The organism is Gluconacetobacter brunescens (assembly GCF_048695475.1).
Taxonomy (GTDB): Bacteria; Pseudomonadota; Alphaproteobacteria; order Acetobacterales; family Acetobacteraceae; genus Gluconacetobacter.
Genome location: NZ_JBLHEN010000001.1, coordinates 2,280,524 through 2,295,373, shown reverse-complemented (window position 1 = coordinate 2,295,373; position 14,850 = coordinate 2,280,524). Strand labels below are relative to the sequence as shown.

The window sequence follows — 14,850 nt, the reverse complement described above, 5'->3', positions numbered from 1 at the left end:
TGGCGCGGCCGCCTGTCCAGCCTGTTGTGGGCGGCCGGCCCGTCACGCGCGATTGACGGCCCGCCACGCCGCCGCCCCCAGCAGCACGAGGCCGAGCAGCGAGGACACCACCAGCGCCAGGGCGACGCCCATGGTGCCGAAATGCGGCATGAGCGCGCCGAGGCCCGCGAACAGGACCAGCATACGGATAAGGCGCACCCGCAATGCCCGCCCGGCATGCCCGATCGCGAGCAGGGCCGGCTCGAAATTGACGCCGATCAGGTCCAGCGAGGCCGCGATGCCCAGCACGAGCAGGAGCGGGAAAACGCCCACGGATTCCCTGCCCGCCATGAGGTGCAGCAGGGGCTGCCCCAGCGCGAAAAGCATGACGAGGATGATCGCCGTGCTGCCGGCCGCCAACCGGGTGGAGCGCCACAGCAGCCGGCGGATGCTGGCCTGGTCCTGCGTGGCGTGCGAGCGCGCGAATTCCGGCAGCACGGCGCGGGCGAACATTTCCGATACCCGCACCAGCGCCTGGCTGAGCTGGTAGGCCAGGCGATAATGGCCGGCATCGGCGGCACCGGTCGCGACGCCGACCACCAGCACCAGCATGTTGTTGCAGCCGGTGCCGACGATCGAATTCAGGTTGGTCAGCCAGGCAAAGCGCCAGATGCCCGGGTTCTCGTCGGCGGCGGACCAGATGGTGCGAAGGGTCATCGCGCGCAGGAAGCCCGGCATGACCCGCAGCGCGCAGACCCAGTAGATGATGGCCGTGGCGATGTCGGCGATCGCCCAGGCGAGGAGAAAGCCCATGACAGTGGGGGCCCACAGCACCGCGGCGACCGCGCCCACGAAGCGCATGATCGGTGTCGCCGCATCGGCCATCGCGCCGACACGGTAGCGGTCGCGCACGCGCAGCACGCCCACCGCCGTGGAGCGGATGGACAGCAGGAGCACGAAGCAGAAGGCCAGCGCGGCGTGGGACAGGCCGTCCGACCAGCCCAGCAGCGGTTGCAGCAGCGTGACGCCGCCCCATGCGATCAGGCATCCGGCCATGGCGCCGGCGATGTCGAGCCCCATGCAGAAGCCGATCAGGCGTGCCAGCGCGCCTTCATTCCCGGCCAGCAGGTGATGGGCGCCATAGCGCACGACGATCTGCCAGGTCTGGAAGCTGACGATGGCGGCGACGGATTGCGCGGTGCCGAAAATGAGGGTGAATTCGCCGAATCCCTCGCTTTTCAGTACCCGTACGGCCAATCCCAAATAAATAAGGCTGAGTATTGCACCGACGCCCTTGCCGGCCAGTAGCCAGGAGACGTTCATCAGTGCTCGTTTGAGCGAACCCTGCTTGTTTTCCACCAATGTCAGAAGCTCTTGTTCTTTATAGGCCTATGCCCTAAGCGTCGGGGCATGATCGAGGTCGCATTCCTGTACATTGCTGAGTCCTATCAATGCTATCATGCTGCGGCGATTGCTCTCGAGCTGGCGCAATATGACGGCGTGCAGGTGACGAACTTCTACAACGACCCCGAGACACCCTACCACCTCGAGCGCGTTCGCCAGGCCATGAGCGGCCCGGACATTGCCTGCCATCGCCTGCGCCGGTCTATGCCGACGGTCGCGATGCAGTCAATCCGCACGCTGGGCATGTTCAAGGACATGGTCCTGCGCGACAACGCATTGATGCTCAACCGATATGATGCAATTGTAACAGTGGAGGATACAGTCGCCTCCGCGCGGCGGTTCGGGATCACCCGGCCGAAGCTGATTTATATCCCGCATGGCTGCGGGGATCGGGCGCGCGGTTTTACCGAGGAGGTCAGGTCGTTTGATTACGTTTTATTGCCGGGACAGAAATCGGCCCAGAGAATGCTGGCGTCCAATTTGATAACATCCGACAATCATGCGGTGATCGGTTCGGTCAAGCTGGAGACCTGCGACATATTGCCCCATTTTGGTAATCCCCTTTTTCCTGCGACCCGGCCCACCGTTCTCTATAATGCCCACAAGGCGCGCGGCCTGTCGTCGTGGCGGCGGTTCGTCAAGCCGATGGTGCGACAGTTCGCCGACCAGTCGGACTTCAACCTGATCGTCGCGCCGCATACGAAGATGTTCCGCCGCCGCAGCCAGAAGGTGCGGGATCGGTGGAACGCGCTGGGCAATGCGACGACGCTGGTCGATACCGGGTCCGACAGATGTGTCGATATGACCTACACGAATGCGGCGGATATTTATGTCGGCGATGTCAGCAGCCAGGTCTATGAGTTTCTGAACACGCCAAGACCCTGCGTCTTTCTGAACGCGCATAATATTGCGTGGCGGGACGATCCGAACTTCCAGCACTGGCATCTGGGCGACGTCGTCGAGACGCCGGCCGATCTTCTGCCCACCATCAGGGCTGCCGTGGCGCGCCATGCGCTCTATCGCGCGCGCCAGGAGGACATGGCGGGCCGGTCCCTGGGGGATCGCTCCCCGGGCGCCGCGCGACGCGCCGCGACGATTATCCGGGATATTCTGCCGGCATGAAAATCGGTTTTCTCTTCAATCACGATGCCTTGCACCAGATCCCTCATACGGCGCCGATCATCGCGGAACTGGTGGCGTCCGGTGTCGATGTGTCGGTTTTTACCTCCAGCCCCCAACAGGAAGGCAGGGCGCGGGATTTCATCCCGGCCGGCCTGCCGGTGCGTTTCGTCCGGCTCGCGACTTCCCGGGCGGCGGATATCATGAATGTCCTGGCGCTGGGCGTCATTCCATTCCGGCGCCTGGCGATCCTGCGGAGAAATTCACCGTCTTTCCGGGACCTTGACGCGCTGGTGGTGCCGGAAACGACCTCCACGCGGCTGAAACGCCAGCAGGGACTGGCCGACCTGAAGCTGATCTACCTGCCGCATGGGGCGGGGGATCGGTCGGTGGGGTTCCATGAGGTGACCCGCCTGTTCGATTTCGTCCTGCTGTCGGGCAACAAGGTGCGCGACAGGATGTTGCGCGGCGCGTTGATCTCGCCGGAGAATCATGCGGTCGTCGGCTACCCGAAATTCGATACGGTGGATTTCGATCATGCGCCGCGCATCTTCGATAATGACCTGCCGACCGTCCTGTACAATCCCCATTTCGATCCGCTCCTGTCGTCCTGGGGGGCCATGGGCGAGGAGGTGCTCGATTATTTTGCGGGGCAGGACAAATACAATCTCATTTTCGCGCCGCATGTCATGCTGTTCAAACGGCGGCTGCATGCCTCGCTCGAACATCGGCGCATGCGGCTGCGCAAGGCGATTCCACGCCGCTTCCTGGATGCGCCGCATATCCATATCGACACCGGCAGCACCATGTCGACGGACATGACCTATACGCGCGCCGCCGATATCTATCTCGGCGATGTCAGCAGCCAGGTCTATGAGTGGATCTACAAGCCCCGGCCTTGCATTTTCATCAATTCGCATGACGCGGCATGGAAGGCCAATCCGGATTACGCGCACTGGTCGCTGGGCGAGGTGATCGACGGTGTATCCGACCTGCCGGGCGCGCTGGCGCGTGCCGTGGCCGGTAACGGCGGATTTGCCGGCCTCCAGTCCAAGGCGTTCCGCGAGACATTCTGCATGTCCGGCGTCCCGTCATCGCGCAGGGCGGCGGATGCGATCAGGCAGTTCCTCGGGGCGCCTCCGGTCGCCTGCTCTTCGGACGAGGCGGTACTCCGGAAAGCCCTGTAAACCTGGCGGGGGCCGCGCCGGTCGGGCGATGGCGGCCTGTCATTGCCTCGAAGGAGCCATCGCGGTGCGCCGTCAGTCATCCTGGACCCCTCATCTGGCGGACGGCATGACCTCTCCGGCCGAGCGCCTGGCCGAGGCGCTGGGCGGCGATATCCTGTCCGGCGTGCTGCGGGAGGACGAGCGGCTGCCCGCCCACCGGCCCCTGGCCTGGCAGCTCGGGATCGGCGTGGGATCGGTGACGCGGGCCTATGCCATCCTGGAGCGGCGGGGGCTGGTGCGCAGCGTGCATGGGCGCGGCACCTTCGTCGCCGTGCGGCAGGATGCGGCGGGGCCCATGCTGGACCTGGCGACGAACATGCCGCCGCCCATGTTCAGCGACCGCGCCCTGGCCCGCACGCTCAACCGGCTGGCGAAGCATGTCGATCCGGGCCTGTTCAATATCTATCCCCCCGTGGCCGGGCATCTGGAGCATCGGCGGATCATGGCGCACTGGCTGGCGGGGATGGGGGTCGCGGTGGCGCCGGACCGGCTGCTGCTGACCAGCGGGGCGCAGCAGGCGCTGAACGTGGCCGTCCATGTCGCCCGGCAGCATGCGTCCTATGCCGTGGCCGAGGCGCAGACCTACCCCGGCATGCTGGGCGCGATGCGTCAGGCCGGGCTGGAGATCTGCCCCGCCGCCATGGACGCAGAAGGCATGCAGCCCGCCGCGCTGGAAGCCATTCTGGCGCGCAGGCGGGGCGAACGCGCGATCGTCTATCTGACGCCCGAGATGCACAACCCGACCACGGCGACGATGGACCTGCGCCGCCGCCGCGACATCGTGGCGCTGTGCCGGGCATGCGATGCGCTGATCATCGAGGACGGCGTGTATGTCCATCGGGACGATCCCGCGCGGCCCGCCCTGATGGCACTGGCGCCGGAGCGGACGTTCCATGTCAGCAGCCTGTCGAAAATCCTCAGCCCCGGCCTGCGCATCGGGGCGCTGATCCCGCCCGAGCGGTATGCGGAGGCCTGCCTGCCGGCGCTGCTGGCGTCCTCCCTTATGATCGCCCCGCTGTCCTACGCGATGATGGCGCAATGGATGCAGGACGGAACGGCGGAGAGCGTGCGCGCCGCCCTGCATGCCGAAGCCGTGCGGCGCCAGGATCTGGTGCTGTCCGTGCTGGGCGCATGGGTCGTGAAGCCCGCCAGCCATGCCTTCCACGCCTGGTTGCCCCTGCCGGCCGGGCAGGCGGCGCGCGTGGTGGCACAGGCACGCGGCCTCGGCGTGGCGCTGCCGCCGTCCGACGCCTTTCTCAGCGGCGAGGGCGTGCGGGGCACCGGGGTGCGTCTGGCATTCGGCAACGTGACGTTCCGCGCCCTGCCGGAAGCACTGGCACGGGTCAGGCAGGTCTGTGCCGATATCGCGGGAAAAGTGTCCCGTGACACTATGGCGATATCCTGAAAGTGTGTCGCCCTGTTAGGGTCCCGCCACGTTCATCCGTGGCGGAGGCAGGTCATGCACGAGGAACAGCGGGGCGTCGTGACGGTGGTTGCGGCGTTCCACATCAATCCCGGCCATCTGGACGCGGCGCTGCCGGTGATCGCCGCCTGCGTGAAGGCGTCGCGGCAGGAGGCGACGAACCTGTCCTATACCTGCCGGCGGGACCTCGACGATCCGTCGCATTTCGTGTTCATCGAGCAATGGCGGAGCGTGGCGGCGATCCATGAACATGAGACACTGCCGCATTTCCTGGCGATGAAGGCGCTGTTCGAGAACGGGATGGCCGGGTCGCTGCAAGTGACCCTGCTGGGTGACGTCGACAGCCTGTCCTGATGACGGGGCACAGACACGCCATGGCGTCGCACGTCTATATCCTGGGCACGGCGGACACGAAGTCTGACGAATTGCTGTTCCTGCGCGCCGTGCTGGCCGAGCGGGGCGTCAGTGGCCGGATCGTGGATGTCAGCACCGGCGGCGCGTCGCCGGACTGCGCCGATATCGCGGCGCGCGTGGTGGCCGATCATCACCCCGAGGGCGCGGCTTCGGTGTTCTGCGGCGAGCGTGGGCGGGCCATCGCCGCCATGTCCGAGGCCCTGCGGCGCTTTCTGCCGGCCCGCGACGATCTGGCCGGGGTGGTGGCGATCGGCGGGTCCGGCGGTGCCGCCGTCGTGGCGCCCGCCATGCAGGCGCTGCCCATCGGATTGCCGAAGATCCTGGTCTCGACCGTCGCCTCGGGGAACGTGGCGCCCTATGTCGGCGATGTCGATCTCTCCATGGTCTATTCGGTGGTCGATCTCATGGGGCTGAACCGCATTTCGCGGACCATCCTGACCAACGCGGCCAATGCCATGGCGGGCATGGCGCGGCATCTTCCACCACCGGATGCCGATCCGCACCCGGCTGTCGGCATCACCATGTTCGGCGTGACGACGCCCTGTGTCACCGAAGCGGTGCGGGTTCTGGGGGAGTCGTTCGAAAGCCTGGTCTTCCACGCCACCGGCACGGGTGGGCGGTCGATGGAGCGGCTGGTCGACCAGGGCGTGATCCGTGGGGTGCTGGATATCACCACCACCGAGTTCTGCGATTTCGTGGCGGGCGGCATCTTCGCCTGCGGGGCGGAGCGGCTGGAGGCGATCGCGCGGACGGGCGTGCCGTATGTGGGCAGTTGCGGCGGGCTCGACATGGTCAATTTCGCAGCCATGGAGAGTGTGCCTGAATGTTATCGGGATCGGGTCTTCGTGCGGCACAATCCCTTCATCACGCTGATGCGCACGACGGCGGATGAATGCCGCGACATGGGGCGGCTGATCGGCGAGCGGCTGAACCGGTGCGACGGGCCGGTGCGGTTCTATTATCCCGAAAACGGGTTTTCGGAACTCGACCGGCCGGGCCAGCCCTTTTACGACCCGGAGGCGGATGCGGCGTTTCGCGATGCGCTGCTGGCCACGCTCCGGCAGACGGCGCAACGGCGCTTCATCAGCCTGCCCTGCGCCCTGAACGATCCCGCCTTCGCCCGCGCGATGGCGACGGACTTCAAAACCCTCTTCAAGGAGATACAGCCCCATGCCCAGAATTGAACGTGAAGCCATCCTCGGCCGCCTGCGTACGCTGATCGCGGAGCGCAAGCCCATCGTCGGCGGGGGCGCGGGCACGGGCCTGTCGGCGAAATGCGAGGCCGCCGGCGGGATCGACCTGATCGTGATCTATAATTCCGGCCGCTATCGCATGGCCGGGCGCGGGTCGCTGGCCGGTATCCTGGCCTATGGCAATGCCAACCAGATCGTCATGGACATGGCGCGCGAGGTGCTGCCCGTGGTGCCGAACACGCCGGTGCTGGCGGGGGTGAACGGCACCGACCCGTTCGTGGATTTCGACGTGTTTCTCGACGATCTGCGCCGCGTCGGCTTCTCCGGCATCCAGAATTTTCCGACGGTGGGGCTGATCGACGGCAATTTCCGCAAGAACCTGGAAGAAACGGGCATGAGCTACAGCCTGGAGGTCGATGTGGTGGCCCGGGCACGCCAGAAAGACATGCTGACGACGCCTTATGTCTTCGACGTGGCGCAGGCGAAGGACATGGCCCGCGCGGGTGCCGATATCCTCGTCGCCCATATGGGGCTGACGACCGGCGGCAGCATCGGCGCCGAGACGGCTTTCACGCTGGAAGATTCGATCAAGTTGATCAACGAGATCTCCGATGCCGCGAAGAGCGTGCGCGACGATGTCATTCTTCTCTGCCATGGCGGGCCGATCGCGATGCCGGCCGATGCGCAGACGGTGCTGGATGCCTGCCCGGACTGCCACGGCTTCTATGGCGCATCGAGCATGGAACGCCTGCCCACCGAAACCGCGCTGGTCGCGCAGACGCGAAGCTTCAAGGCCATGACACGGTGAGCATCGTGTTTCCCGAACCGTCCTCCGCCGAAACCGGGCCTGCGAAAAAGGACGATGCCGCGATGGGGCTGGATGTTGCCGCCTCCATCCTCAAGCGCCGGGCGACCAAGGTTTTCGATGCCGCCTATCGCATGCCCGATGCCGACCTGGACACCATCCTCGGCCTCGCGCGGCGCATGCCCACCGCCTTCAATATCCAGAACTGGCGCTTTCTGGTCGTGACCGACCCGGACCTGCGGCAGCAGATCCGCAAGGTGGCGTGGGACCAGCCGCAGGTGACGGACGCCTCCGCCCTGCTGGTGCTGTGCGCCGATATCAGGGCGTGGGAGAAGGCGCCGGAACGCTATTGGGCAAATGCCGACCAGTCGGTGCGCGATTTCATGGTCGGGGCGATCGACCAGTATTATCGCGGGCGCGAGCAGGTGCAGCGGGATGAAGGCATGCGCTCCTGCGGCATGGCCGCCGGCGCGATCATGCTGCTGGCGGAAAGCATGGGTTATGCGACCTGCCCGATGGACGGCTTCGATTTCGCGGCGGTGGGGGAATTGATCCGGCTGCCTGCCGACCATGAGATCGTGATGTTCGTCGCCATCGGCAAAGCGGCGGCCGCGCCGTATCCGACGGGTGGAATCATGCCCGAGAAGGACATCATCTTCGCGAACAGCTTTGCCTGATCCCATTGGCCGCCGCACCGGGCTTTCCCGGTGCGGCGGCCGGGATGATCGTCAGTGCCAGACCACCTGCTGGGCGCCGAGCGCCTTGCGGGCTTTTGCCACATCGGCGGCCGAGACGGCCGGTGCGGCGTTGCCCTGGCTGTTGCGGATATAGGTCAGGACGTTGGCGATCTGGTCGTCGTGCAATTTCCAGGCGAAGCCGGGCATGCCGGCACCCGTGGGGTTTGCGGCGGTCGCGGGGCCGGTGGTGCCCGCGAGCAGGATATTCAGCAGGCTGTCCGGGCTTTTCGCATTGATCGCCGGGTTGCCCTGAAGCGTCGGGATCATGTTCGCCACGCCCTGACCGCTGCTGGTATGGCAGGCGCTGCATTGCACGAGGAATTCGCGCCGCCCCGCGACCATCTGCGCATTGGTGGCGGGAAGCGGCGGGGGAACATCGACCGTCCGTGCCGGCAGCGCCTTGAAATAGGCGGCGATGGCGTGCAGGTCGGCATCCGTGAGATGCTGGGTGGAATTCACGATCACTTCGGTCATCGGCCCCGACGAGGCGGTATGGCGATTGGTGCCGCTCCGCAGGTAGGTCACGATGTCTTCGGCGCTCCATGTGCCGAGGCCGGTATGGTCGTTGTTGGTCAGGTCGGGCGCGTGCCAGCCCTGGAGCGACGTGCCCTGGTAGGTGGCGCTGCTGTCATGGCCGAGGGCGTTCTTGGGGGTGTGGCAGATGCCGCAATGTTCCAGCGCCTCGACCAGATAGGCACCGCGATTGACCGCCGCGCTCCTGGTGGAATCCGGCGTGAACGGCGTCCTGTCGAAGAACAGGGCATTCCAGACCACGAGGGCGGCGCGGATATTGTAGGGGAACGGCAGCTTGTTCTCCACCACCTTCTGGCTGACCGGCGGAACCGTCCGGATATACGCCCAGAGATCGGCCATGTCGGCATCGGTCATCTTGACGTAGGCGGTATAGGGCATGGCGGGGTAGAGATTCCCGCTGGGGCCCTTGCCGTGCCGGACGGCGGCATCGAATTGCTGGAATGTCCACGATCCGATGCCAGTCTCCTTGTCGGAGGTGATGTTGCTCGCCGTGATGACGCCGAAGGGCGTCTTCAGGTCCAGCCCGCCGGCGAAGGGCTTGCCGCCGGGGGCGGTATGGCAGGCGACGCAATCGCCGGCGATCGCGAGATAGCGTCCATGCTCGATCCCGGTGGCGGCGGGGGCATCCTGCGCCCGTGCGGCGTTGGCGAGCAGGGCCGCCACCGACAAGGCAACGCCACCACGGATGCAGGCACGCAGGGTGCTGCGGAGCTGATGTCTTGCCATGATTACACCCTTACCAGCGGGCCGGGGTTCTTGAGATACATCTCCTTGATCGCCTTCGCGGTCCACAGGGTGGTCGCGCCCACCACGACCGTCGGATTGTATCCGCCATTGTTCGGGAAGGACGACGCCCCGATCACGAACAGGTTGGGAATGTCCCAGTTCTGCTGGTAGCGGTTCTGGACGCTGGTTTTCGGGTCCTCGCCCATGACGACGCCGCCCTGGACATGCGAGGAATCCCACAATGTGTAGCCCGAATAGGGCCGATCGGGGAACGAATCGCCCCAGACCTGCTTGGCGCCCATCTCCCTGGCGATTTCGATGCATTTGTCGCGGACGAACCGGCCGGAGCGGCGATCGTTCTCGTTGTAATCGAAGGTGATGCGCAGCAGCGGCTGGCCGTACTTGTCCTTGTAGGTGGGGTCGAGATCCATGAACTGCTCGCGGTGGGCGAAGTTCGTGCCCTGGCCCTGGATCTGCGCGTAATTCTGGTAGCCTTTCCGGAAAGCCTGCTTCCAGCCCTTGCCCCATTGCGGGCTGCCTTCGGGCACCAGCCCCGCCATGCCGATCGGCAGGCCCTGGTTGCACAGCGACTGGATGCCGGCGCCCCCGATGAAGCCCAGGCCGGTATGGTCGAAATTGTCGCCGTTGAAATCGTCGATCTGGGTTGCCAGGGCACCGGTGTTCATGAATGGGTTCAGATATTCGTTCTCGAAGAACATGAAGCCCCAGGATAGGGTCTGGAAGGTGAAGGCACGCCCCACGACGCCCTGGCCCGACGCGAAATCATACGGCGTGCTGATGCCCGAGAGCAGGAGCAGCCGGGTATTGTCGAGCGTGAAGGTGGCGGTGATGACGATATCGGCCGGCTGCTCGCCGACATTGCCGTTAGAATCGATGAAGGTGACGCCGGTCGCCATCTTCTTGTCGGGCGTGGTGTTGATGCGGATCACTTCCGATTCGGTGACGACCGTGAAGTTCGGGCGCTGCATCAGCACCGGCAGGATGCAGATATTCGGGCTGGATTTCGACCAGTTGCCGCATCCGTAGAGCTGGCAGTAGCCGCAATAGGTGCAGGGCGCCAGATTGAGGCCCAGCGCGTTGGTATAGGGCGCGCCGATCATCGCGGACGGGACGGGGAATGGATGATAGCCCAGCCGGGTCGCGGCTTCCGAGAACAGCAGATTGGCGCGCGTGCGCTCCAGCGCGGGGGTGGGATAGGGGCTGGTGCGCGACCCTTCGAACGGATTGCCGCCGGGCTGCTTGACGCCGTTGATCACGCCCGCCGTGCCGGACGTGCCGGCAATCTTCTCGAACCGGTCGTAGAAAGGTTCGAGGTCGTCATAGGTCACGCCCCAGTCCTGGAGAATGAGCCCGTCGACCAGTTGCCTGGCGCCGTAACGCTCCATGACGCGGCTGTAGGGCTGGTGGTCGAATGCCTGCCAGCGCCAGCTTGCGCCGGCCCAGTGCGTTCCCGCGCCGCCGACATTGTTGCCCAGCGTCAGGTTATTGAATTTGCGGAGCGGCAGGGCGGTCTGGTTGGCCTTGTTGCGTACCGTATAGGTTTCGGTGACCGGTGCCTGGAGGATATCCTTGCGCACCGATCCGCTGAGTTCGTCGGGATCGCGCGTCGTGGGGAAACTCGTGGTGGTATCGCGCCACGCGCCGCGCTCGATCGCGACCACGTTCAGCCCCGCGCGGGTCAGTTCCTCGGCCATCGTGGAGCCGGACCAGCCGAGCCCGATAATGACCACATCGGCCTTTGGCCTCTTGTAATTCATGAAGACGTGCCTTTTTCTTTTTTATTATGGGCCTGATCGGAGCAGCCGGCGGTCAGGCGCGGCTCAGCAGGCTGACGGGTTCGACGTCGATCTTCTGTCCGCGTTTCGAGACCATCCAGTCGCGATAATCGTAGATCGCACCAGGAAAGCCGACCAGTTTCCAGCCGACCATGTCGCGGTTGCCGCCATACATCGGATCGGCCAGATAGCCCTCGCGGACGTTCTGCAACAGCATGGAGAAGAATTCGTTCGATTTCAGCGTCTCGAACGGAATCTCCCCGCTTTCGATCCCCTTCATGAAGGCGATCTTCTGGTCTTCTGCCAGATCGAGGAAGGATTTGCCGAACTTCGCCTGTGCGGCGTGCTCGAGTTCGACCAGACCCTTGCGGTAGAGTTCCGCCGGGGTGGCGATGCTCTGCGGCCCCTGTTGCGGCAAGCCTTCCACCACCGGCCCGAGCCGGTAATCCTTGGCCGCCGCGCCATAGGGCCCGGCCAACTGGTGATCGAGAAAAGTCACGCAGCCGGCCTCGGTCGCGCCGATCCCGAGTTCGTCATGCGGGATCAGGATATCGAATACCGCGCCGACCAGTTTCGCCTCGGCTTCGGTCAGATAGACCAGCCGGCTGGAATCGACCACCGTCAGCGGTGGGGGCGGATCGGCCTTCCACAGGCCGCTGCCGCCGACGAACGTCTTGGAATAGGCAGGCTTGTAGATGGAGGCCAGCGTGGTGGTCGCCATCAGCACCAGCCCCCCTTTTATGACGTCACGCCGCTTCATTGTCTTTTCCATTTTTCTTTAGGGCGCATCAGCAGAAATCATTCTTGTGGCGCCGCATTTCCAATGTTTTACACGCCGCCGAATTTCAGAGGCTGCTCACCACATTGCCCAGGGGGTGGCCATCCAGCGTCTCCGGCAGCATGAAGCCGAGGCTTATGAAGGGCGGTTTCACGGTATTCGCGCCCGCATTGTTGCCCGGCAGCCGCTCGGTCTGCGGGACCGGCACCAGCATGTGTCGATCGGCGGTGATGAACAGGGCATCGCCATCGACCAGCCGCGGGTCCTCGATCAGCGTCAGCAGCTTGTGCTCCGGCGTCAGCACCCTGATCCGCCCGCGCTCGGCATCGGCGAAGTAGAAATTATCGAGCGTGTCGATGGCGGTTCCCATCATCGTCGGCATATCCAGCACCGTTTCGATCTTCGCGGCCAACTGGGCGTCGGTCAGGCTCATGTCGAGCAGGGCGCTGGTGGACAGGCGGCGCAGCGGGCCGATGGGGCAGGAGAAATAGAACCATTTCCGGTCGGCGGTGATTTCGAGCATGTCGGAATGGACCAGCGGCCGCTTGCCGTTCTTGTCCATGAAGATATGCCCGTCGCGGCCGCGCATCGGCTTGGCATAGGTCGCCCGCAGCAGCGGATGTTCCGACAGCCGGCGCACCGTCTCGCCGCTGCCCATGTGATGGATGATGATCCCGCCGAGGCCGGAATCGGTCACGAACATCAGGTCGCCGGCAATGCGCAGATCATTCATCGCCGAACCCGGCGGCAGGATATCGGGCCCCCAGCGCAGGATCTGAAGCACCTTGCCGCTTCTGGTGTCGAACTGCACCAGTTTCTGCCCGCCGGGTACCGTGGTCCCGGTGGTCGGGTCGACGCCCTGGTCGACGACCCACAGCGTATCGTCACTGAAGATATGCAGGCCGTTGACCATCAGGAACGCATTGGTCGGGTCGGCGCCCGGCTTCCACTGGTTCCAGCTTCCACCGGGGAAGGGCTGGAGTGCGCCGTCCGGCGCCACGCGGAACACGCAGGGTGTGTCTTCCATAGACTCCCAGCGCGGCGCGCCGAGGAACAGGGTGCCGTCCCGCGTCGCGGCCACGGCATTGCACAGATAGCGGGGTGACGAGGCGATGACGGTCGCGTGGAGATGCGGCGGGCGGAATGCCGCCACGGCCTGCCGGATGCCGGCGGCTTCGCACCCGGCCAGCGCCAGGCCGCCGGCCAGACCCGTCAGCGCGGCGCGCCGGGAGAGCGGCCGAGCGAAAGCGTCGATGAGATGAGACATGGGATGTTCTCTTGTTCTTATTCTTGTTGTTGGCGTTTTGTTGTTGGTGGTGTCTGCCGGCCCCGTCGCCCCCGCGACGCCATGGGCCGGTTTCAGGCGGGCAGGGAAAGCCGTCGTATTTTGCCCACCACGAAGAGATAGAGAAGGATCGCGACGATGCAGTGCGCGGCGACGAAAAGCAGCGCGCCGTCATAGGATTTCGTCCAGGCGACGATGTATCCGATCACGATCGGCGTCACGATGCCCGCGATATTGCCGATGCCGTTGAAGATTCCGGCGGCGAGGCCGGGCGTTTCCTTCGGCGCGATGTCGGAGATGACGGCCCAGCCGATCGCGGCGACGCCCTTGCCGAAGAACGCGAAGGACATGATCGCCACGATCAGCCACGCGGAATGCACGAAATTGCACAGGCAGATGGTCGAAGCGATGGCCATCCCGATGACGTAGGGCGCCTTGCGCGCCAGGGTCGCCGACCGCCCCGCCCGCAGCAGCATGTCCGACAACGCGCCGCCGATGATCGCGCCGCCCAGCCCGCACAGCGCCGGCACGCTGGCCGCCAGCCCGGTCTGGGTCATCGAGAGCCCGCGCGACTGGTGCAGGTAGAGCGGAAACCAGGTGAGGAAGAAATACAGGATGGCGGTGATGCAATATTGCCCGCCATAGACGCCGAGCAGGGTCCGGTCGGTCAGCATGAAGCGGATCTGCCGCCCGGTGAGCGTGGTCCTGACCCGCCGGCTGCGGTCGTCGATATCGACCAGCGCCCCGCCGGCGCGCATGAAAGCCAGCTCGGCGGCGTTGACGGCGGGATGGCTGGCCGGCGGCCGCATCCGGGCGAGCCAGAAGAGCGAGAGCCCCACGCCCGCGATGCCCATGGCGGCGAAGATATATTCCCAGCCGAATTGCTGGGTGACCCAGCCCATCACCGGCGCGAAGAACGCCACGGCGACATATTGCGCCGAGTTGAAGATGGAGGTGGCAAGGCCGCGCTCGGAGGTCGGAAACCAGCTCGAGACGATGCGGCTGTTGGCGGGAAAGGTCGGTGCCTCCACCAGCCCCAGCCCGGCCCACAGCACGAACAGCGCGGGAAACGCGATTGCGTGCGGCAGGTGTCCGATGCCGGAAATTGCCAGCGTGCAGGCCGACCAGGCGAACAGGCTGACGCCATAGACGCGGATCGAGCCGTAGCGATCCAGCAGCCAGCCACCCGGCACCTGGCTCAGCACATACGCCCAGCCGAAGGCCGAGAAGACGTAGCCCATCGCCACCGGCGTCAGGCCGAGATCATGCGAGATGCTGGAGCCCGCGATGCCCAGCGTCGCGCGGTCGCCGTAATTGATCGCGGTAATGGCGAACAGGAACGCGAGGACGGCATAGCGCACGACCGTGCGCCTGCCGGCTCTGGTTGCCTCGTCGGTCGCCGACGGATGTGTGACCGGGGGGCATATTGTT

Annotated in this window: 13 protein-coding genes; 7 read left to right on the top strand and 6 right to left on the bottom strand. The window is 65.3% G+C overall.

What is annotated here, in order from left to right:
• Positions 1-42: 42 nt before the first annotated feature.
• Entirely contained in the window at positions 43-1,302 is a 1,260-nt protein-coding gene (locus tag ACMAUO_RS10195) for a lipopolysaccharide biosynthesis protein (RefSeq protein ID WP_420356780.1), read from the bottom strand.
• Positions 1,303-1,389: 87 nt separating this feature from the next.
• On the opposite strand from ACMAUO_RS10195, the gene ACMAUO_RS10190 reads away from it, so the two are divergent.
• The 7 genes from ACMAUO_RS10190 to ACMAUO_RS10160 all read left to right on the top strand — a co-directional run bounded on the left by ACMAUO_RS10190 (position 1,390) and on the right by ACMAUO_RS10160 (position 8,240).
• A complete protein-coding gene (locus ACMAUO_RS10190; protein ID WP_420356779.1) occupies positions 1,390-2,505 on the top strand; it encodes a CDP-glycerol glycerophosphotransferase family protein in 1,116 nt (371 codons plus the stop codon).
• On the top strand, positions 2,502-3,689 hold the full coding sequence (locus ACMAUO_RS10185; protein WP_420356778.1) for a CDP-glycerol glycerophosphotransferase family protein: 1,188 nt from the start codon (positions 2,502-2,504) through the stop codon (positions 3,687-3,689). Before ACMAUO_RS10190 ends, ACMAUO_RS10185 begins: the two co-directional genes overlap by 4 nt.
• A 64-nt stretch (positions 3,690-3,753) precedes the next feature.
• Positions 3,754-5,133, top strand: a complete 1,380-nt coding sequence (locus ACMAUO_RS10180; RefSeq protein ID WP_420356777.1) for an aminotransferase-like domain-containing protein — start codon at positions 3,754-3,756, stop codon at positions 5,131-5,133.
• 54 nt (positions 5,134-5,187) lie between these two features.
• The gene (locus ACMAUO_RS10175; protein ID WP_420356776.1) at positions 5,188-5,505 is read left to right on the top strand and encodes a putative quinol monooxygenase; all 318 of its coding nucleotides are present in this window, start codon (positions 5,188-5,190) and stop codon (positions 5,503-5,505) included.
• Between the two features lie 20 nt (positions 5,506-5,525).
• Positions 5,526-6,749: a Tm-1-like ATP-binding domain-containing protein gene (locus ACMAUO_RS10170; RefSeq protein WP_420357257.1), complete on the top strand. Its 1,224-nt coding sequence runs from the start codon at positions 5,526-5,528 to the stop codon at positions 6,747-6,749.
• Positions 6,736-7,566: a phosphoenolpyruvate hydrolase family protein gene (locus ACMAUO_RS10165; protein WP_420356775.1), complete on the top strand. Its 831-nt coding sequence runs from the start codon at positions 6,736-6,738 to the stop codon at positions 7,564-7,566. Before ACMAUO_RS10170 ends, ACMAUO_RS10165 begins: the two co-directional genes overlap by 14 nt.
• A gap of 62 nt (positions 7,567-7,628) precedes the next feature.
• Positions 7,629-8,240, top strand: a complete 612-nt coding sequence (locus tag ACMAUO_RS10160; protein ID WP_420357256.1) for a nitroreductase family protein — start codon at positions 7,629-7,631, stop codon at positions 8,238-8,240.
• Between the two features lie 51 nt (positions 8,241-8,291).
• On the opposite strand, the gene ACMAUO_RS10155 is transcribed toward ACMAUO_RS10160, so the two are convergent.
• From ACMAUO_RS10155 to ACMAUO_RS10135, 5 genes are all read right to left on the bottom strand, one after another.
• A complete protein-coding gene (locus tag ACMAUO_RS10155) occupies positions 8,292-9,560 on the bottom strand; it encodes a c-type cytochrome (protein ID WP_420356774.1) in 1,269 nt (422 codons plus the stop codon).
• A gap of 2 nt (positions 9,561-9,562) precedes the next feature.
• Complete coding sequence (locus ACMAUO_RS10150; RefSeq protein WP_420356773.1) at positions 9,563-11,338, bottom strand: GMC family oxidoreductase; 1,776 nt, start codon at positions 11,336-11,338, stop codon at positions 9,563-9,565.
• Positions 11,339-11,390: 52 nt separating this feature from the next.
• The gene (locus tag ACMAUO_RS10145) at positions 11,391-12,116 is read right to left on the bottom strand and encodes a gluconate 2-dehydrogenase subunit 3 family protein (RefSeq protein ID WP_420356772.1); all 726 of its coding nucleotides are present in this window, start codon (positions 12,114-12,116) and stop codon (positions 11,391-11,393) included.
• Positions 12,117-12,201: 85 nt separating this feature from the next.
• On the bottom strand, positions 12,202-13,401 hold the full coding sequence (locus tag ACMAUO_RS10140) for an SMP-30/gluconolactonase/LRE family protein (protein ID WP_420356771.1): 1,200 nt from the start codon (positions 13,399-13,401) through the stop codon (positions 12,202-12,204).
• Positions 13,402-13,493: 92 nt separating this feature from the next.
• Positions 13,494-14,780, bottom strand: a complete 1,287-nt coding sequence (locus tag ACMAUO_RS10135) for an MFS transporter (RefSeq protein ID WP_473965176.1) — start codon at positions 14,778-14,780, stop codon at positions 13,494-13,496.
• Positions 14,781-14,850: the final 70 nt, after the last annotated feature.